Annotated in this window: 16 protein-coding genes; 12 read left to right on the top strand and 4 right to left on the bottom strand. The window is 44.3% G+C overall.

The annotated features are described in order from the left end of the window. Nucleotides 1-147: 147 nt before the first annotated feature. The 9 genes from B0E43_RS17270 (at nucleotide 148) to B0E43_RS17230 (ending at nucleotide 14818) form a co-directional block, all read left to right on the top strand. Complete coding sequence (locus tag B0E43_RS17270; protein ID WP_077352071.1) at nucleotides 148-801, top strand: DUF3365 domain-containing protein; 654 nt, start codon at nucleotides 148-150, stop codon at nucleotides 799-801. A 422-nt stretch (nucleotides 802-1223) separates the two neighbouring features. After that, nucleotides 1224-4394 carry a TonB-dependent receptor gene (locus tag B0E43_RS17265; RefSeq protein ID WP_077352069.1) on the top strand — a complete coding sequence of 1057 codons (3171 nt, stop codon included), beginning with the start codon at nucleotides 1224-1226 and terminating at the stop codon, nucleotides 4392-4394. A gap of 12 nt (nucleotides 4395-4406) precedes the next feature. Further along, on the top strand, nucleotides 4407-6257 hold the full coding sequence (locus B0E43_RS17260; protein ID WP_077352067.1) for a RagB/SusD family nutrient uptake outer membrane protein: 1851 nt from the start codon (nucleotides 4407-4409) through the stop codon (nucleotides 6255-6257). Between the two features lie 246 nt (nucleotides 6258-6503). Beyond that, the gene (locus B0E43_RS17255) at nucleotides 6504-9665 is read left to right on the top strand and encodes a VCBS repeat-containing protein (protein ID WP_254423452.1); all 3162 of its coding nucleotides are present in this window, start codon (nucleotides 6504-6506) and stop codon (nucleotides 9663-9665) included. 45 nt (nucleotides 9666-9710) lie between these two features. Further along, nucleotides 9711-10667: an SUMF1/EgtB/PvdO family nonheme iron enzyme gene (locus tag B0E43_RS17250; protein WP_077352065.1), complete on the top strand. Its 957-nt coding sequence runs from the start codon at nucleotides 9711-9713 to the stop codon at nucleotides 10665-10667. A 20-nt stretch (nucleotides 10668-10687) separates the two neighbouring features. Beyond that, nucleotides 10688-12001 carry a Gfo/Idh/MocA family protein gene (locus B0E43_RS17245; RefSeq protein ID WP_077352063.1) on the top strand — a complete coding sequence of 438 codons (1314 nt, stop codon included), beginning with the start codon at nucleotides 10688-10690 and terminating at the stop codon, nucleotides 11999-12001. A gap of 3 nt (nucleotides 12002-12004) precedes the next feature. After that, the gene (locus B0E43_RS17240) at nucleotides 12005-12919 is read left to right on the top strand and encodes a hydroxypyruvate isomerase family protein (RefSeq protein WP_077352061.1); all 915 of its coding nucleotides are present in this window, start codon (nucleotides 12005-12007) and stop codon (nucleotides 12917-12919) included. Then, nucleotides 12916-13920 (top strand): YCF48-related protein, encoded by a 1005-nt coding sequence (locus B0E43_RS17235; protein WP_077352059.1) that lies wholly within the window; start codon nucleotides 12916-12918, stop codon nucleotides 13918-13920. Before B0E43_RS17240 ends, B0E43_RS17235 begins: the two co-directional genes overlap by 4 nt. Nucleotides 13921-14083: 163 nt before the next feature. Next, on the top strand, nucleotides 14084-14818 hold the full coding sequence (locus B0E43_RS17230; RefSeq protein ID WP_077352057.1) for a HisA/HisF-related TIM barrel protein: 735 nt from the start codon (nucleotides 14084-14086) through the stop codon (nucleotides 14816-14818). 50 nt (nucleotides 14819-14868) lie between these two features. On the opposite strand, the gene B0E43_RS17225 is transcribed toward B0E43_RS17230, so the two are convergent. Next, the gene (locus tag B0E43_RS17225) at nucleotides 14869-15228 is read right to left on the bottom strand and encodes a hypothetical protein (protein WP_139352810.1); all 360 of its coding nucleotides are present in this window, start codon (nucleotides 15226-15228) and stop codon (nucleotides 14869-14871) included. A gap of 75 nt (nucleotides 15229-15303) precedes the next feature. On the opposite strand from B0E43_RS17225, the gene B0E43_RS17220 reads away from it, so the two are divergent. Beyond that, entirely contained in the window at nucleotides 15304-15642 is a 339-nt protein-coding gene (locus B0E43_RS17220) for a tRNA-binding protein (protein WP_077352087.1), read from the top strand. 295 nt (nucleotides 15643-15937) lie between these two features. Further along, nucleotides 15938-16684, top strand: a complete 747-nt coding sequence (locus tag B0E43_RS17215) for a lipocalin family protein (protein WP_077352085.1) — start codon at nucleotides 15938-15940, stop codon at nucleotides 16682-16684. A gap of 39 nt (nucleotides 16685-16723) precedes the next feature. Here B0E43_RS17215 and B0E43_RS17210 read toward each other — a convergent pair whose 3' ends face one another. The 3 genes from B0E43_RS17210 to B0E43_RS17200 are packed head-to-tail and all read right to left on the bottom strand — an operon-like array spanning nucleotide 16724 to nucleotide 19584. After that, nucleotides 16724-17866: a cysteine desulfurase family protein gene (locus B0E43_RS17210; RefSeq protein ID WP_077352083.1), complete on the bottom strand. Its 1143-nt coding sequence runs from the start codon at nucleotides 17864-17866 to the stop codon at nucleotides 16724-16726. 32 nt (nucleotides 17867-17898) lie between these two features. Continuing rightward, nucleotides 17899-19293: a phosphoglucosamine mutase gene (gene glmM / locus B0E43_RS17205; protein WP_077352053.1), complete on the bottom strand. Its 1395-nt coding sequence runs from the start codon at nucleotides 19291-19293 to the stop codon at nucleotides 17899-17901. A gap of 60 nt (nucleotides 19294-19353) precedes the next feature. After that, nucleotides 19354-19584, bottom strand: a complete 231-nt coding sequence (locus B0E43_RS17200; RefSeq protein WP_077352051.1) for a hypothetical protein — start codon at nucleotides 19582-19584, stop codon at nucleotides 19354-19356. A gap of 72 nt (nucleotides 19585-19656) precedes the next feature. Here B0E43_RS17200 and mazG point away from each other — a divergent pair, with 72 nt between their 5' ends. Next, nucleotides 19657-20457 carry a nucleoside triphosphate pyrophosphohydrolase gene (gene mazG, locus B0E43_RS17195; protein WP_077352049.1) on the top strand — a complete coding sequence of 267 codons (801 nt, stop codon included), beginning with the start codon at nucleotides 19657-19659 and terminating at the stop codon, nucleotides 20455-20457. Nucleotides 20458-20628: the final 171 nt, after the last annotated feature.

The following is a 20628-nucleotide window of genomic DNA, read 5'->3' as shown; positions in this document are numbered from 1 at the left end:
GGGCATGATAATAAAATCTGCTCAAGATGAGGATTTGGACAATATAATAGTGCTCACAAGTATACCAGACACAGGATTAAGATAATCAATTGCTTCGACCGATAATCTGAAATTGCATGGTAAATTTAAAGTTTAATTCAAATCCCCATGAAAAAGACAATTCTCTCAACTTTAGCCTTGGTTTGGATGTTCTCCTGCGGTCCACAGGAGAGGATTTCGAAAGAAACCTTTGAGGAGGTAAACCAAGCAATGGAAGTAAAGCGTCTGACTGAAGTGGAAATTATCGAAGAAGCGATGGTCTGGGGAGATTCCATCACCGCCGAAGCCCAGCGTCAGTTGATTTCCAGTCTCCAGAATGCCATAGCTGAAGGGGGCGTAGTTGGAGCAATTGAATTCTGCAATGTACGGGCTTTACCAATTCTTCAGGAAGTTAGCAATAATCACCAAGTTGAAATCCGCAGGGTATCAAACAGGAACAGGAATCCTGCAGACCTACCGGATAAAGACGAAAAGCCGCTATTGGAGGCCTATGAGTATACCTCGGAAAGCGGTGGGAAAAGTGAACCCAACATTCAAAAAATTGAAAAAGGGGAGGTTTTTCTCTACACCAAACCAATTGTGATCCCAGGTGGATTGTGCTTGAGTTGCCATGGGGAGCCGGGAAAGGAAATTGATGAAAAAACCCTTGAAAAATTGGCCGAGCTTTACCCACAGGACCAAGCCAAAAACCATAAAATTGGAGAATTGAGGGGAATGTGGTCTGTGAGGATTCCCAAACGGGAGGTGGTCAAGAGGCTTTAAGCTAGTCTTTCTTATTTATTTTTTCTGAGTAAAAGCTTATTTGCCAGAAGACCCAATTAACAAAATGGGCGCAACTTCGCTTTCCATTTCAAAAACTATAACATTCAGGAACCAAGCGAAGTTGAGGTGAGACAAAATGAAAATTGAGTACTTACGAAATTCCATATATCCAAATTATTTTTTGTTAACCTGATTCAGTAAAATCCATTTTTTGAAAAATTGTAGTAAAAATAGGTTAATCCTTAATAATCAGTGAATAAACAAAAATGTGGGAACTACAAACTGCTAAGAATTAAGCATAAAAGATCCCAACCGTTTGTTGAAACAGCATAATACAGTCAGTTTTTGGTAGCAAACAGTTATTAAATTAGGTTAAAAATGGTGGAGATTGTGGTTTAATTTTCATTAACCCAAAACTGCCTATGAAAATCTCTACCCATGCCAGGCTTTTCTGCCTGACATTCTTGATGTGTCTACTTTATTTAGGCACTGCACAGGCCCAGACCAGGGAGGTGTCTGGCGTTGTTAAATCCGGTGAGGATAATTTGCCTCTGCCCGGGGTATCTATCCTTTTGAAAGGATCCACTACAGGTACGGTGACTGATGTGGATGGAAAGTTCAAGATTTCGGTTACTTCCGACGAATCCGTACTCGTGTTCTCTTTTATCGGTTTCCAAACCCAGGAATTAGTCGTAGGGGCATTAAGTGAATTTGACATCACTTTAGGCCCAGACATGAAATCACTTGAAGAAGTGATTGTCGTTGGTTATGGTGAACAGAAAAAGGAAACCATCACCGGCTCGGTAGCTACTGTAAAAGGTGGCGAACTGGCAAAATCCCCTTCTGTCAACCTGTCCAATTCCATTGCCGGACGTATGCCTGGTGTGGTCGCGGTCAACAGAAGTGGTGAGCCAGGATATGACGGATCTGCGATCCGTATCCGTGGTTCCAATACCCTTGGAAATAACGATGCCTTGATTGTAATCGACGGTATTCCTGCACGTGCGGGAGGTATTGACCGATTGAATCCAAACGACATCGAAAGTATCTCTGTTTTGAAGGATGCATCGGCTGCGATCTACGGTTCCCGAGCTGCAAACGGTGTAATCTTGGTGACTACCAAAAGAGGTAAGAGCGGTGTGCCAGAGTTGACTTTCCAAGTCAATCAGGGTTGGGCTCAGCCTACTGTAGTTCCTGATCTTGCCAATGCTGCACAGTATGCAGGAATGTTGAATGATCTAGACATCTATGGATTGCCTGTAAGTGAATGGGATGCTGCAAATCAAGCCTACAAACAAAACGGACAGTACCTTCGACCAAACGGACAGATTAGAAATGCTCCTTACAAGCCTGAGGAAATTGTAAAGTATCAGAACGGTTCTGATCCTTGGTTTTATCCTAATACCAACTGGTATGATGCCACGTTGAAAGAATGGTCTCCACAAACAAGAATCAATGCTCAGTTGGTTGGTGGAAATGATAATGTTAAGTACATGACTTCTGTAGGTTTCCAGGATCAGGATGCTTACTATAAGCAGTCTGCTACCGGATTCAAGCAGTATGACATCCGCCTTAACCTGGATGCGACAATCAACAAGTATATCAAGGTTGGTGTTGGTATTTTGGGACGTGAAGAGCAGCGCTTCTATCCTACCCGCGGTGCCGGTGCTATCTTCCGTATGCAGATGAGAGGCAAGCCAAATCAGCCTGCCTACTGGCCTAACGGACTGCCAGGCCCGGATATCGAAAACGGTGAAAACCCTGTCGTAATCACCACCAATGCCACAGGATATGACCGCGATACACGAGATTATTTTCAGACAAACGGTACCCTTGAGATTAAAATCCCTGGCGTAGAAGGTTTGAAAATTACCGGTACAGCTGCTGTGGATAAAACCATGCAGTTCAACAAGCGCTGGGAAACTCCTTGGACCTTGTACCAATTGGGGACTGGTTTTGAAGAAGATGGTGTTACTCCGGTGTTGGTCCCATCTAAAAGAGGTCCTGCAGAACCAAGACTTTCTCAGGCTAACAGCAACACCTTAAATATCCTTTTAGGTACAGTTGCTTCTTATGAGAAAGTAATTGCTGACAAACACTCTATCAATTTGTTGGCTGGTTTCAACAAAGAAACAGTTCAAGGAGACAACTTCAATGCATTCAGAAGATACTTTATTTCTTCAGCCATTGACCAGATGTTTGCCGGTGGTGACTTGGAAAAGAACAACGGCGGTGGAGCATTTGAAAGAGCCCGTCTGAACTATTTCGGCCGTGTTGCTTACAATTACAAGGAAAAATATCTTGCTGAGTTCCTTTGGAGATATGACGGTTCTTACATTTTCCCTGAGGATACCCGCTATGGTTTCTTCCCAGGAATCATGTTGGGTTGGGTAGTTTCTGACGAGAACTTCTGGCAGAATACTTTGGGCAAAACTTTTGATTTCTTTAAAGTAAGAGGCTCATGGGGTCAGTTAGGAAATGATCAGATCTACTTCGGTGGTGTTCTTCAGGAGTACCAGTTCCTTTCAACTTACGGATTTAGCTCCTATATCGTCAATGGTTCTGAGGTGAAGACCTTGTTTGAAACCAGAGTTCCAAACGATCGGATCACTTGGGAAATTGCCAACAATACCAACTTGGGTTTTGAGGGTCAGTTCCTTCAGGGAAAAATCTTCTTCGAGTTTGATGTATTCTACAACAAGAGGACTAACATCCTTTGGCAGAAAAATGCTTCAGTACCTCAATCTACAGGCTTAATACTTCCTGCCGAAAATATTGGCGAGGTGGAGAACAAAGGCTATGATTTCAATGTAGGATATAGAGGCAACATTGGAGACATGACTTTCTCTGCTTCTGTGAACGGTGGCTATGCCAAAAACAAAATCCTGTTCTGGGATGAAGCTCCAGGAGCTCCTGAATGGCAAAGATCTACCGGAAAGCCGATGAATACGTTCTTGGTTTATCAGTATGACGGAGTATTTGCAACCCAGGAAGAAATCAATTCCAAAACTCTGGACTATTCTTCTATCACCAACAACCTTCGTCCTGGTGACATGAAGTACAAGGACTACAACGGTGACGGTAAGATCAATCCTGAAGACCGCGTTAGAATGGACAACAACAACATTCCTTTGTTCCAAGGAGGTATCAACCTCAATATGGCATGGAAGAATTTTGATTTGGCAGTCCTTTTCCAAGGTGCTGCAGGTGCGAGACAGTATGTGAGTGCCGGTGAATCCGGAAACATTGGAAACTTCCTGTTGGATATCCATGACAACAGATGGACCATTGATAATCCAAGCAGTGTGCACCCTAGAATTGCCAACAGAAGTGATCAGTATTATTCCGGTGGAAATACCTATTGGTTTAGAAGCTCTGATTACATCCGTTTGAAAAACTTCGAATTGGGATACAATCTGCCGGCTCACTTGACCGAAAAAGTTGGAGTAAAAAATCTTAGACTGTATTTCAACGGAATAAACCTTTTCACTTGGGATAAGTTGAAAGTTTACGATCCTGAATCCGACAACTCTACCGGGCAGTATTATCCTCAGGCTAGAATTATCAGCACAGGTCTTAATGTCACTTTCTAACATTTGTGAATCATGAAAAGAATCAATAAATATTTTGCTATTCTGCTCGCTGCATGCTTCACCTTAACAGCATGTAACGATGACTTTCTCAATACCAAGCCCCTCGGTGAGGTAGATGAGACTAGCGTTTGGACCGACATTGCTTTGGCTGAAGCATTCGTGGTTGGGATTTACCAAGGATTGGGAAATGGTGGGTTTGACGAGCAAATGCTCGCTTCCCTGACAGATGAGTCTATGTTTACCCACCCTGGAAGGGGAATTACTACAATTACTGAAGCTCGGTCTAACCCTGCTGATATTGGTTGGGTAAATGGTACGCTTGCTTGGAATACCATGTATTCCCGTATAAGAGCAACTAATCTTGCTATCGTAAAACTTACTGATGAGAAGTTTCCTCATACAGGAGCAACTACAGATAGACTGATAGCTGAAGCTAAGTTTATGAGAGCCTACTATTACCATCAGATTCTTAGATACTATGGAGGTTTCCCGATCATCGATTTCCCTTATACGTTGGATGCTGAGACTTTCGAGATTCCCCGAAATACATTCGAAGAGTGTGTGAACTTCATTGTAAAAGATTTGGATGAGGCAGCAGCTTTGCTAGTTGGTAAATCTGCTATCCCTGGCAGGGCAACTCAGGCATCTGCCTTGGCTTTGAAATCCCGAGTTCTACTTTATGCAGCCAGTGATCTGCATGACGGACCAACTGCCAAAGCAAAATCTCCGGATTTGGCTGCCTTTGGGGATTTAGACCTTTTGGCTTACCCTTCCGGCAACAGAACTGAAAGATGGCAGAAAGCTCAGGCAGCTGCTAAGGCAGTTTTGGATATTACTACCGGAAACCAAATGGGTCTTTCTGCACCGGTGGCGCATGCAACAGGTATTCAGAATTACATCAACAACTCCATGGCCAGAAATGGTGGACAGACTGAAATTCTTTTGGGAAGATATTTCATTAACCTAAAAGCTGAAAACGGTGGCCGTCAAGGCTTGTTTAACGGTCCGAACGGATACAACAACTGGGCTGGGAATACGCCTGTCCAAACGTTGATTGACGACTACGAAATGATGGATGGTACCAAATTTTCCTGGACAAATCCAGCTCATGCAGCTGCCCCTTATCTCAACAGAGACGCAAGATTCTATGCTTCAGTTCTCTATGACGGAGCGCAGTGGAAGCCAAGATCCTCTGCTAACCAGCCGAGAGATCCACTGGGTCAGATCCAGACAGGTACTTATGATATCACAGGAGGAACAGGTAAACACTTCGGATTGGATACCAGAAGTAGCCCAATCGAAGATTGGAATGGTTCCTACACTGGCTACTACTTCCGCAAGTTTATTGATGCCAACCCGGCGATTGTGGATCAAAATACCTGGCAGCAAGTTCCATGGCCAGTATTGAGATATACTGAAGCTGTGTTGAACTATGTGGAAGCATCCATTGAGTTGGGTCAGGAAGCTGAAGCCAAAGCTTGGCTAAACCAGATCAGATTCCGCGTGGGGCAACCTGCTGTTACGGAAACCGGAGATGCCCTGAGACAACGCTACAGAAACGAGCGTAGAATCGAAATGGCCTATGAAGAGCAGCGATACCATGACGCGCGCCGTTGGATGATTGCCCCACAGGCATTTTCCAGACCTGCCAATGGAATCAATATCACTGGTACTTTCAAGCCAGGAAAAACTCTGAGCACCTACAAATATGATCCGGAAACCTACAATTATGTGTACAAAGTGATCGATATGGATCCGGGTAAGGAGAACCGTAAGTGGTTGGACAAAATGTATTATCTGCCTATCCATCGTGATGAAATGAACCGAAATTCACTGTTGGTCCAAAATCCGGGATACCAATAATCCTGATTAACTTGTCTGAGCTATCCCAATTGGGGTAGCTCAGATTTTATTCCTATGAAAATATTTCGAATACCCTGTTGCCTAGCCCTTTGCTCATGGCTTTTTTTTTCATGTGATAATGCCGAGAAAAAAATTAATACTGAGTCCTTACCTGCCACAGACCCTATATTCCGGTTACTTTCCTCTGAATCCACCGGAATAACTTTTACAAACCCTATCGAGGAAAACCTTAATCTGAATGTACTGATGTATGAATACCTCTACAATGGTGGAGGTGTGGCTGTTGGTGATTTAAATCAAGACAGTTTGGATGATATCTATTTTTCGGCCAATGTGGGCCAAAATCAACTTTACCTGAACGAGGGTAATTTGAAATTCAAAGACATAACGCAAGCTTCCGGAGCTACAGGTCGTCCCGGTCCCTGGAAGACTGGCGTAGTCTTGGTCGACATCAATGGCGACAGCAAACTGGACATTTACCTTTGTCATTCGGGTGCATTAATGCCCGAGAAACGCAGAAATGAGCTTTTTGTAAATCAGGGTAATGACGCCAACGGAGTTCCCCAATTCAAAGAAATGGCGGAAGAATACGGGATTGCTTCTGAAGCCACATCGACTTCTGCGGCATTTTTAGATTTTGATCTGGACGGTGATTTGGATCTTTTTCTGTTAAACCACAATACCAAATCGATTCAAAATCATAATGTCACAGTTACCAAAAACCTTCTAAAAGAAAAGCACGAGGCTGGTTCCCAGCTTTTCGAAAATCAGAACGGGAAGTTCATTGAAATCACAGAAAAGGCCGGAATATCCAGTTCCAGCTTGTCTTATGGGCTCGGTGTGTCGGTAGCAGATATCAATGGAGATGGCTGGCCTGATATCTACATCGGCAACGATTACTCCATGCCGGATTACCTTTACGTCAACCAGAAAAACGGAAAATTCAAAGATGAAATCCAGTCCATGCTGGATCATGTTTCCCATTTTTCTATGGGCAACGATATTGCGGACATCAACAATGATGGGCACTTGGATATTTTTACTTTGGACATGCTTCCCGAAGATAATTTCCGTCAGAAGCTCCTTCTTGCACCTGATAATTTTGAGATGTTCCAGTTGAATGTGGACAGGGGATTTTATTATCAATACATGCGCAATATGCTTCATGTCAATGCCGGTGACGGGACTTTTCAGGAGGTGGGGCAAATCTCCGGAATCTCAAATACAGACTGGAGTTGGTCCGCACTTTTCTCTGATTTGGATCTTGATGGCTGGAAAGATCTTTATATCACCAATGGATATTTGAGAGATTACAACAACCAGGACTTTTTGAAATACATGGACAATTATGTCCGAACTGCCGGTGGTCAACTGAAGCGGGAAGATTTGCTCAATCTGGTGAAATCCATGAGTTCTTCCAATCTTAAAAATTACACTTTCCGAAATCGGGGAGATATCACTTTTGAAAATGTAAGCACAAGTTGGGGCTTGGCTGAAAATGGCAACAGCAATGGTGGCGCATATTCAGATTTGGACAACGATGGAGACCTTGACTTGGTAATTAACAATATCAATTCCCCGGCTTTTCTTTATGAAAATCTTGCGGTGCAAAAATCCAAAGGCAATTTTCTAAAAATTAACCTGAAAGGAGAAGGGCAAAATACTCTGGGCCAGGGCTCCCTTGTAAAAGTTTTTTCTAATGGAAAATTCCAGGTTCAGGAGCAAAATCTCTATCGAGGTTTTCAATCTTCGGTTTCTCCGGTTTTGGTTTTTGGATTGGGTGAGAGCTTAATAGCCGACTCAGTTCAGGTGAATTGGCCGGGTGGAAAAGTATCAATCATTAAAGATGTCGCGGCAAATCAGACACTTGAAATTTCTCAATCTGAAGCGAACAAAAAAGCACCTTTCAAGCCAGCCAAATCCGAAACGCTTTTGATCTCAGCCGGGAAAATTGCTTCTCCTAAAGCAAATGATGTAAATGATTTCAAACGTCAACCGTTGTTGAGTTTTGAGATATCGGGAAATGGAAAAGCGATGGTATCGGATGATTTTAACGGAGACGGAAATCCTGACATTTTCCTGGGTGGAGGTGCAGGAGTCAGTGGAAGATTATTCTTTGGACAAAGCAATGGGCAGTTTGGAAGACCAGACTCCATCGCTTTTGTAGCTGCTTCGCTGGCAGAAGATTCTGACGCTTTGAGTTTTGATGCCAATGGCGATGGGTTCCAAGACCTATTGGTAGCAAGTGGAGGAATGCACCAGTTCAACATGGGTGATTTGAATTTCCTGGATCGATTGTATCTGAACGACGGCAAAGGCAAGTTTACACTTTCCCCCAATTCCCTTCCAAAGGATGCGTTTCCGACAGGATCGCTCCTTAGCCATGATTTCAATGGTGATGGAGTAACTGACATTTTCACAGGTGGCCGGGTGATCCCTGGTCAATATCCGACTTCTCCGGGTGCCAGGATTTGGATAGGGGATGGCAAAGGGAATTTCACAGACCAAACGGCTACGATTGCACCTGATTTTAAAAATCTGGGAATGATCACCGATTCCGGATTGGCCGACTTGAATGGTGATGGTCAACCTGAATTGGTCCTTGTGGGAGACGCGATGCCGATTTCAATTTTTTCCAGACCTTCGGATTCTTGGCAAAATGTGACTTCGGAATATTTCGAAACCCAGCAGGTTGGATTCTGGTCTGATTTGCTAATTGGCGATTGGGATAAAGACGGGAAACCCGAACTCTTCATTGGAAACCATGGCAAAAACACCCAGCTTTTTGCAAGTGAGACTCAGCCCATGGAATTGCTCTATAAGGATTTTGACTCCAATGGTTCCACCGATGCAATTTTGAGCTACTACATTCAGGGTGAAAAATATCCATCACCCAGCCGGGATGAGGTGCTTGGGCAAGTCCTGTTTTTGAAAAAAAGATACCTGGATTTCAAGAGCTTCTCTGAAGTGAAAATGGACAATCTTTTTACTCCGGAAGAGCGAAAAGACAGCAGGTCGATATTTGTCAACCGGCTGGAAACAAGCTATTTCGTTTTAGGTCAAAACAGAAAATTCCAGGCAAAACCCCTTCCAATTGAGGCACAGTTCGCTCCTGTTTTTGCAGCAGCTTCGACAGACTTGAACGGTGACGGCAATCCTGATCTGGTTTTTGGAGGAAATCTATTCGATACCAAGCTCAAGTTTGGGCGATATGACGCCAACCATGGCACAGTGTTTCTTGGAGACGGCAAGGGAAGTTTTCAGGCTCTTTCGCCTGCTCAATCAGGTCTTTCAATAAAAGGAGAGACCAGAAAAATAGAAGTGCTTGGAGATTATTTGCTTTTCTACACCAAGGACGAAGGTATTCATCTCCTGAAGCGCCATTTATCAAAAGAATCGAGTCAATAGTACCAGAATACAGTAATTTAAAATTTGAATTGCCCCAGTTTTACCATGAAAAAGTACCTCGCGGCATCCGGCCTAATTCTTACGAGCTTTCAGTTGAATGAAAGTGACGTATTTGAAGCCTATACGCAAAAAATCCCTGGCACAGAAGTAACATTTGACCTGACACCGATTCCCGCCGGCACCTTTCAAATGGGTTCGAATGACCCAAAATTTCCAGACCAAAATCCTGCACACGAAGTGAAAGTCGATGCTTTTTGGATGGGAATCCACGAAGTGACTTGGGATGCTTTTGAGCTTTTCTTGGACAAACACTACGAAGAATCCATGACTGAAGGCGGCTTGGAAGAGCGTGTCGATGGATTGACTCGCCCAAGTTTACCCTACTTGGACATGACATTCGGCATGGGGAAAGAAGGTAAACCGGCCGTGGGCATGACCCAATATGGTGCCCTTCAGTATTGCCATTGGCTCTACCTTAAAACTGGCATTTTCTATCGGATTCCTACCGAAGCAGAATGGGAATATGCAGCCCGGGCTGGTTCAAAAGATCCGTTTTTCTTTGGAAAAGATCCCGCTAAACTGGGAGAATTTGCCTGGACAGCGGCTAATAGCCAAGGATCAACCCAGCCAGTTGGGAAAAAGAAGCCCAATCCTTGGGGGCTTTATGATATTTATGGTAACGTCCAGGAATGGACCATGGACTTGTATGAGGCTGATTATTACAGCAGGTCAGGCAAGGACAATCCGTTCAATCCTGCTGACAAACTTTATCCTCATGCTGTAAGAGGCGGCAGCTTCAAAACAACTGAAGATCAAATCGGATCTGCAGTGCGCAAGACCTCCGATCCAGCTTGGAAGCGCATCGATCCACAGATTCCAAAAAGCCAATGGTGGTTTCCGGAAGCACCGTTTATCGGTCTGAGAATTGTCAGACCACTTAATCCTCCTTCACCGGAGGAAATCAAGGCCTATTACAACCAGGCTCCAATTGCTGATTATTAAAACCCTAAAATAGCTGAACTATGAAAAATCAAAATTCGAGAAGGGACTTTCTCAAAACCTCCGCTCTGGTGACCGGAGGTATGTTGGCACCCTCATTTTTGGTGCCCGGAGCCTATGCCGCTCCAGCAAATGAATTGAAACTGGCGGTGATTGGCTGTGGTGGCCGTGGCACTGGTGCGGTTTTTCAGGCCTTTGAAACAGGTCATCCAATTAAACTGGTAGCTATGGCCGATGCCTTCCAGGACCGAATGGACACTAGCTACAAAGCGATTTTTGACAAGTATGGAAAAGATAAGGTAGATGTACCTGTTGAAAAGAGGTTTATCGGATTCGATGGATACAAAAAAGCCATGGCAGAGGCTGATGTGGTGATCTTGGCAGCACCTCCGGGTTTCCGACCCTCACATTTTGAGGAAGCGGTAAATCAGGGCAAACAGATTTTTGCAGAAAAACCAATGGCAACAGACGCTGCGGGTATCCGCAAAGTCTTGGCAGCTGCTGAAGTTGCGAAAGCCAAAAAATTAAACGTCGTGGTTGGCCTTCAGCGTCACTATCAGAATAACTACCGTGAGGTCATGAAGCGAGTTCACAACGGTGATCTGGGTGAAATCGTCGGTGGGCAGGTATACTGGAATGACGGTGGTGTTTGGGTGCGTGAGCGCAAGCCTGAGCAAACCGAAATGGAATACCAAATGAGAAACTGGTATTACTTCAACTGGTTGTGCGGTGACCACATCGTGGAGCAGCATGTTCACAATATCGACATTGCCAACTGGGCTAAAAACTCCTATCCTGTAAAAGCCGAAGGTACTGGCGGACGGGCTGTCCGTACCGGAAAGGATCACGGAGAAATCTTTGATCACCACGTGCTGACCTTTACCTATGCAGATGGATCGGTGATTCACTCCGAGTGTCGGCACTTTCCAGGTGCAGCTAACCGAGTGGATGAGACTTTCCAGGGAACCAAAGGAAAAGTATTCCTGAGCGCAGGCAATCATGGTGTGATGACCGATTGGAAAGGCAATCCAATCTATACTCATGATCGGGAAAATCAACCCAATCCATACCAAACTGAGCATGATGAACTTTGGGCTACCTTGGTCAAAGGCGAATACAAATTTGCAGATGCAGAAAATGCCGCCAAGTCAACGATGACTGCAATCATGGGACGCTACGCAACCTATTCAGGAAAAGTCCTGACATGGGATGAAGCATTGAATGGTACTGTGGATCTGTTCCCTGATACCTTGGCATGGGATGCCAATCCAAAGCTAATGCCTGGCTCAGATGGCTACTACCCACACGCGATTCCGGGCAAATCCAAAGTAATCTAAACCATGGAAAGAAGAGGATTTATCAAGCGAATGGGCCTTGGAAGTGCCCTTTTGGGAACTGCTGGAGCCATGAGTATTCCTGCATTTGCAGGAGAAAAGGCACCTGCTCCAACCTTCAAAATGGACTTTGCACCGCATTTCGGGATGTTCAAAAACTCCGCTCCCGGAGGCTTTGTCGAGGAATTGAAGTTTATGGCCGATCAGGGATTCCGTTCGTTGGAAGACAACGGGATGCTAAAAAGGTCCGTGGCTGACCAGGAGTTGTTAGGGAAAACCCTGAACGATCTGGGGATGCGCATGGGTGTATTTGTAATCGATGGAGGAGACAATTGGAAAGTTTCATTGACAACCGGAAAGCAAGAGTTTCTGGACCTGTTTCTAAAAACTTGCCGAGAATCTGTGGAAGCAGCCAAACGTGTCGGAGCCAAATGGGCTACCGTTGTTCCGGGTTATTTCGAAAGAAACCTGCCAATGGGTGTACAGACCGGCAATGTCATCGAAGCCTTAAAGCGGGGTGCCGAAATTCTCGAGCCAGCCGGCTTGACGATGGTTTTGGAGCCTTTAAGTGATAATCCTGACCTGTTCCTCCGCCACGCAGATCAGACTTACATGATCTGTAAGGCCGTTGGTAGCCCAAGTTGCAAGATCCTCTACGACATCTACCACATGCAGCGAAACGAAGGCAACCTGATCGCGACCATGGAGAAAACCTGGAGCGAAATTGCCTATATCCAAATTGGTGACAATCCCGGTCGTAAAGAACCCGGAACCGGTGAGATCCATTATGGAAATGTGTTCAAATACATCAATTCCAAGGGTTTCAAAGGTGTGATGGGTATGGAGCATGGTAATGCGTTGCCAGGAGTTGATGGAGAAAAAGCCTTAATCGAAGCGTATCGAAAAGTAGATATTGCATGAAGCTGATTGCCCTTTTGTTCCTCGGATTGTTTTGGGAGGGAATTTCCCAAGCCCAAAACCCTCAATGGGAAGAGTTTAATACACCTGTGAAAGCCTCCTTAAGGGGGCTTTCACCCGTTTCGGACCAAATCTGTTGGGCAAGTGGAAGCGGGGGGACTTGGTTAAAAACGACCAACGGAGGAGAATCTTGGGAATATGGAGTGATTGCAGGCTTGGATTCGGTCGATTTTAGATCGATTCATGCATTTGACGAAAATACAGCAGTTGTGGCATCAGCAGGCCAACCTGCAGTAATTTATAGGACGACTGATGGTGGAAAATCCTGGGTAAAAGTCCATCAGGAAGGACCCGAAGCATTTTTTGATGGGATTAGTTTTTGGGGGAATAAGAAAGGCTATATCCTAGGAGACCCGGTTAATGGGAAATGGATGATTTTGGAAACCAAAAATGGAGGTAAAACATGGAAATCCCTGGGGAATCTGCCTGATGCGGAAGTGGGAGAAGCCGCTTTTGCTGCGAGCTCTTCATCCTTAATTGCGAGGAAAAACGAGCTGATTTTTGGAACCGGCGGTTCGGTTTCAAAACTCCATTTTGGATATTTGGGAGAGGAACAATTTTGGAGCAAGACGAAAACTCCAATGCTGCAAGGTGAACCTTCTCAAGGGATTTTTGCGATTTCTATGACTGACCAGGGAATTTTTTTTGTCGGCGGGGATTATCAAAAACCAGAATCAATGGACCGAAATGCCGTGCTCTATCAGGGTGAAAGTTGGAAGATTCCCATGAACCTGCCTTTAGGCTATCGTTCCGGTGTAGCCTATTTTCCGAAGCAGAAAATTACGATTGCTGTTGGGCCTTCTGGCTCTGATATTTCTTATGATTATGGAATGAATTGGCAAAATTTTTCCCCCACAGGATACCACGCTGTGAAGGTTTCTAAAGACAATAAGGCAATTTGGGGTTCTGGAAGCGAGGGTAGAGTCGGAATTTTGAACCATTGATAATAAAAGGAAGATTTTTTGTCTCAAGGGCAGTGAATTGCCCACTTCCATTCTCGAAAATGTAAAGTTTTGGCAGAACTCGGCTTTTTATCCAGCCTGTCAGTAGTATATTTAAGCAGGTATTCTCCGAAAATTTAATCCCAATCCATAAGAATCTAGACCCATGTTTGAAATCATTCCCTCTATTTGGATTATTGAAGGTAAATGCGTCCGGCTTAAAAGAGGCGATTTTGCAACGGAGGAGGTGATTTCCAGTAACCCTCTAGAAATTGCTCAGGCCTTTGAGGGAATTGGAATCAATCGGCTCCATTTGGTGGACTTAGACGGTGCAAGGCGTGGCGAACCCAAAAACTATCATATTTTGGAAGCTATTGCAGGATACACTGAACTCAAAGTAGATTTTACCGGTGGTGTTTCCACTGATGGAGATGTTATAAAATGCTTTGAATTTGGAGCTAAAACTGTCACCATTGCTTCCGCTGCTGCTAATTTTCCGGAGCGTTTTGCCCAGTTTATCCTTTCCTATGGTAGGGAAAAAATCAATTTGGCCGCAGACACCAATCCTGAAGATCATAAAATTAAAATTCGAGGCTGGTTGAAAAAAACTGAAATTGACCTCTTTGACCACATTGAATTCTTTTACGACCGGGGTCTGAAGTACCTTAAGTGTTCCGATGTGACCCGTGATGGCGTCATGCAGGGCCCCAATTTTGACCTTTATAAAGAGATTCTTGAGAAGTTTCCTTCCATCCATCTGGCAGCATCCGGAGGCGTAAGAGGCGTAGATGATTTTAGAAAACTTCGTGACATGGGCCTGAAAGCGGCGGTTTTTGGCCGGGCCTATTACGAGGGGAAAATAAGCCTGAATGAACTTGAAAAGTTTGTGGCAGAATCCTAAAATGAAGAAAGAGGCTTAAAGCCTCTTTTTTTATGTTTTTTCAGTTCTGATTAGTCAGCTTTAAATTTGTCAACGACATACAGGAAGATGTTGAAGGATAAAGTTGATGGGGATTCATTTCTTTTGACTTCTTTCTCCAAAATCACTCCGCCTGCTGGCAAATCTCTTTTTACTGTAGTGGCAGGTTTTATTGTAGTGGCAGGTTTTACGGTAAGATTTGAGGCAGGAGAATTGTCCTGAATTGAGCTATGATCCTCCAGAATTACCCTATCATTTACTTTAGGATTGTTTTCTTCTACTTTTTCAGTCTCTGTCTGGGCAGAAGCATCTATTGCAAACAAGGCCAATCCCAAAATTGCTGCACTGAGCATGGCGGGCTTTTTAAAATGAAATCCTGAGAATTTCAGCATGGCTTATTTTTGGATAGTTAGTGGTTTAACTCGTTATCAAATAAAATGTTGCTAAAATTAGAAAAAAAAACCACTATGCAAACGATTGACTTCGAAGAATTCACCAAAATAGACTTAAGGGTTGGGACTATTATTCAGGCAGAAGTTTTCGAGAAGGCCTATAAACCGGCATATAAAATTTGGATTGACCTGGGACAGGAACTTGGAGTCAAAAAATCGTCTGCCCAAGTGACCCATTTTTACACTCCGGAAGAATTACTTGGATTGCAGGTAATATGTGTTTGCAATTTCAAACCCCGACAAGTTGCCGACTTTATTTCAGAGGTGTTGGTGACAGGATTTTCAGGACCTGAGGGTGGGATTGTCCTTGCGACAGTTGAAAGAAAGGTAGCCAATGGCCAAAAACTTCATTGATTCTGTTTTGCTGAGCTGTTTCAGACGGATATTTTTCGAATTGATTTTTAGGACTGGGCTTGGGGTTGTGGGCCTGATTCATCCAGAAATGAGGGAAGAATTTGCTTTCTTCAAAATGCCCTTTCCGGTTTCATAAGGGGAAGATTCCAATCTGGTGATGCCATACTTCTGAAATTCAATAGACTAATCATGGGCTGTTTTTTGGTCTTGGCTACCTACCGCCTGCCAAATGATTGTTGGTTTTTTCGGGATTACTGTCCAAATTCCCATAACCAACACTAAATCTGATCATACCATGAAAAAATATTTGCTTTTACCTTTTCTGTTTTTGGCTGGCTGGGTAAGCGGTCAAAGCCTTAACGGTGCTTGGAAGCTTGTGAGCCAAAATGGGAATCAAGTCACTGCTCAGGAGTTTATAAAAATTTATCAGGACGATTACTTTGCCTTCGGTGCAAAAAATGTGTCCGACAATGCTTTTATAGGTGCAGGCGGTGGCCCATTTCACTTTGCTGACGGGAAATATTCTGAAACCTTGGATTTTTTTACGTTAAATCCCCTACAGGTTGGGACCACGACTCCGTTTAAAATCGAATTGAACGGGAATAAGCTTACTCTTTCTGCCAATACAAATGATGGAATGCTAGTCGAAACTTGGGAAAAAATCTCTGAGGACAAAAATGAACTGACAGGGAATTGGGTAATTACAGGAAGGAAGCGGGATGGAGAGATCTCCAGGTCCACTCCCGGTGCCCGTCGAACGATCAAAATTTTGAGTGGTGGCCGATTCCAGTGGATCGCTTTCAATTCAGAAACCAAAGAATTTTCGGGAACCGGAGGTGGGACTTATACTGCCGTCAACGGGAAATATACCGAAAACATCACCTTCTTTTCCAGAGACAACAGCAGGGTCGGAGCAAGTCTTGGTTTTGACTTTCAGGTTATTGATGGAGAATGGCACCATAGTGGATTGAGTTCAACCGGAGCACCTATTTATGAGATTTGGACTCCCTATGCAAAAGGATACCAGCCGCCGGTCAAATAAGCCCGAAATCAAAAAAGGGAGCTCTAGGAGCTCCCTTTTTTATGCTTCTACAGCGTATAATTCTTTCAGTTTGCCGACTGTATAGTCCACCTCAGCCAATGTATTGAACCTGCTGAATGAAAATCTGACCGAATCCCGTTCAGGATTGTGATGCAGAGCCCGCAAAACATGGGATCCGACAGTCGCACCCGAACTGCATGCTGATCCTCCAGAGGCCGAAATCCCTTCCAGATCCAAGTTGAAAAGTAACATGCCCCGATTGGATTCAGAGGGAGGAAGGCTGACGTTGAGTACGGTATACAGGCTTTTCTCCATGTCGCTTGAAAGTCCGTTGAAATCCACCCCGGGGATTTCCTGGATTAGCTTTTGGATAAAGTGTTTTTTGACAGTTTCTACATGTGCTTGGTGTCCAGCCATGTCTTCATAGGCAAGTTCCAGCGCTTTTGCGATCCCGATGATTCCGATGACATTTTCAGTTCCTCCTCTCATATTTCGCTCTTGAGCCCCACCGTGAATGAAGGGATGGATTTTCTTGTCTTTTCTGACAAATAGAAATCCGGAACCTTTTGGTCCGTGAAATTTATGTCCTCCAGCAACAATTGCGTCAACAGGAAGGTGTTTCAGGTCATGGACATAATGTCCCATGGTCTGGACTGTATCTGAATGAAAAAAGGCATCATATGCTTTTGCCAAAGTTCCGATCCTCTCCAAATCATTCAGGTTTCCGATCTCGTTGTTGGCATGCATCAGCGAAACCAGGCTTTTAGGATTTGTTTTTAGGAGATCTTCAAGTTGGTTCAGGTCGATTTCACCTTTTTCATTTACATCCAGGATGCTGAGTTTTACGGTACCCTTTTTTGCCAAAACTTCCAGAGTATGCAAAACCGCATGGTGTTCAATAGGGGAAGTGATTGCATGGGTAATTCCATGGCTTTCGATTCCACAAACCAAGGCGGTATTATCAGCTTCTGTGCCTCCTGAGGTGAAAAATATCTCAGATGGGCTGGCATTTAGCAATTCCGCTACTTTTTTTCTGGATCTCTCAATGGCAGTTCTCACTTCTCTTCCATGACTGTGGACAGAAGAAGGATTGCCAAAATGAGATTTCATAAAAGGCAGCATGGCCTCGATCACTCGATCGTCCATCGCTGTCGTTGCGGCATTGTCAAAATAAACTTTCATCATATTTGGGTATGGGCACTCGTACTGGGGAATCAGATCAAAGATGCACTGACGACTTCTTTGATGTCTTGGATGATTTTTTTAGCCAAATGTTCAGCAGTGGCTTCCGAGTCCGATTCAGAATAAATCCTGATAATCGGTTCTGTATTTGATTTTCTTAGATGCACCCACTCTTTCTCAAATTCAATTTTCACCCCATCGATGTCATTGATCGGGTGCTTTTTGTACTTGTTTTTGATTTCAACCAGGATTTTATCCACGTTGATTTCAGGGGTAAGCTCGATTTTGTTTTTGGAAATATGGTAGCTGGGGTAAGTCGCCCGTAGCTTGGAGATGGATTTTCCAAAATTGGCAAGATGGGTCAGGAATAGTCCAATTCCCACCAAAGCGTCCCGCCCATTGTGAGATGCAGGATAGATGATTCCGCCGTTTCCTTCTCCGCCGATGACTGCGTCGACGGCTTTCATTTGACTGACCACATTGACTTCTCCTACTGCGGCAGCGGTGTATTTTCCACCTCTTTTCTCAGTTACATCGCGGAGGGCTCGTGTGGAGGAAAGATTTGAAACCGTGTTGCCAGGAGTTTTGGAAAGCACATAATCAGCCACCGCCACTAGGGTATATTCTTCACCAAACATGGAGCCGTCTTCATTGACAAATGCCAATCGGTCCACATCCGGATCTACGACGATTCCCAGGTCATAGCTTCCTTTTTCCAGCTTTTTGGAGATGTCTCGTAGATTCTCAGGAAGGGGTTCAGGATTATGGGGGAAAATTCCGTCAGGAGTGCAGTACATTTCTTCAATTTCGGTAACTCCCAAAGCTCGAAGCAATTTTGGGATGGCAATTCCTCCGGTTGAGTTTACACCATCCACCACGATTTTGAAGTTTCTGGCTTTGATCGCCGCTACATCCACCAGATCCAAATCCAAAACATGCTGAATATGTCGGTCAATGTAATCTGTGATTTGGGTATACTTTCCGAGCTTTTTCACTTCTGCAAAAGAGAAGGCTTCATTATCGGCTTTTTCCAGAATGGATTTTCCTTCGGCATCTGAAATAAACTCACCCACAGAATTCAAAAGCTTGAGCGCATTCCATTGAATGGGGTTATGGCTTGCAGTCAGGATGATTCCTCCGCCTGCATTTTCCAAAGGAACTGCCAATTCCACCGTCGGGGTGGTGCTCAGTCCCAAGTCAATCACGTGAATGCCCATGCCTTGAAGCGTAGCCGAAACCAACCTGGAGATCATGTCTCCCGAAAGTCTGGCATCTCTCCCGATAACAACTTTTGGATTGTTGGTTTTTTCAATTACCCAGGCACCATAAGCTGCGGTAAATTTCACTACGTCGATAGGAGTCAGACCTTCGCCGGCTTTGCCACCGATGGTCCCTCTTATCCCAGAAATAGATTTGATAAGCGACACGTACAATTGTTTTAGTAAAAGTTGATATCTAAAAAAACCTGCCGGGGGCAGGAACAGAAATTATTTGAATTTGGCCATTACCTTGTCCACCTCGTTTTCCGGATTGGCACAAGTGCTGGTGGAGTCCACTGTCTTTCCGCAAAGGCTGCAGGTTATTCCTTCCTGATTTAGAAAGGGGCTTTGGGAGGCACAAGTGCCCTTGAATTCACCGTTTTTGAGGAAAATAAGCCTTACTGACATCAATATGAAGAACAAGGCCACGAATCCCAGGGTAATTAATACAGTTGTCATAACGGAGAAATTTGCGCAAATTTAAAGCTTTACTTCGAAAACGTCCACTATTTCAAGTTAGTTTCCCAACACATGTCAAAAATGAGTACCCGAGCCGAGCAACTGGGCGCTTTTGATCGCTTATTGACCATTATGGATGAGCTCCGAGCTCAGTGCCCCTGGGATAAAAAGCAGACTACGGAGAGCCTAAGGCACTTAACCATTGAGGAGACTTTTGAATTGTCTGATGCGATTTTGGAAGGAAATGCCGAGGAAATAAAAAAGGAACTCGGAGATATTCTGCTTCATATCGTCTTTTACGCCAAGATCGGCTCAGAGGAAGGGAATTTTGATATGGCGACTTTGACCAATTCCCTCTGCGAAAAATTGATCCGACGTCATCCGCATATTTATGGAGATGTGGAAGCAAACGATGCCGAGACGGTGAGTCAAAACTGGGAAAAAATCAAGCTGAAAGAAAAAGGTAATGTTTCCGTTTTAGGAGGGGTTCCCAAATCTCTTCCGGCCGTGATTAAAGCGATGAGAATCCAGGATAAAGCCCGCGGAGTGGGATTTGACTGGGAAGAAAAAAGTCAGGTCTGGGAAAAAGTGGAGGAGGAAATGCAGGAATTCAAAGCTGAATTTAATGTGTCAGAAGATTCTGAAATTGACAAAGAAAAGGCCACCGGGGAATTTGGTGATTTGTTGTTTTCGCTGATCAATTATGCAAGATTCATTCAAATCGACCCGGAGGAAGCACTGGAGCGAACCAATCTTAAATTCATAAAACGTTTTCAATACCTGGAAAATTCAGCAAAAGAAGCCGGTAAAAACCTCAGTGAAATGACCCTGGCGGAAATGGATGTGTATTGGAATGAAGCGAAAAGACAGTAGGCAGATTTCAGTGATCAGTCGCATTGATCAGTTTGCAGTAACGGTGTCAGGCTGAGTCTTAAATATTCCGGGAACATACAAAAAGGAAATGACGGGGTTAACTTAGCCTTATCCTAAACAGTTTGGCCGCCTTCGTGATAGTGCACCTGCCTGTCGCTGAGTATGGTTCCG

Source organism: Algoriphagus sp. A40 (genome assembly GCF_002002735.1).
Lineage (GTDB): Bacteria > Bacteroidota > Bacteroidia > Cytophagales > Cyclobacteriaceae > Algoriphagus.
The sequence above is the reverse complement of the archived record's forward strand: the minus strand, read 5'-3'. Positions and strand labels throughout refer to the sequence as shown.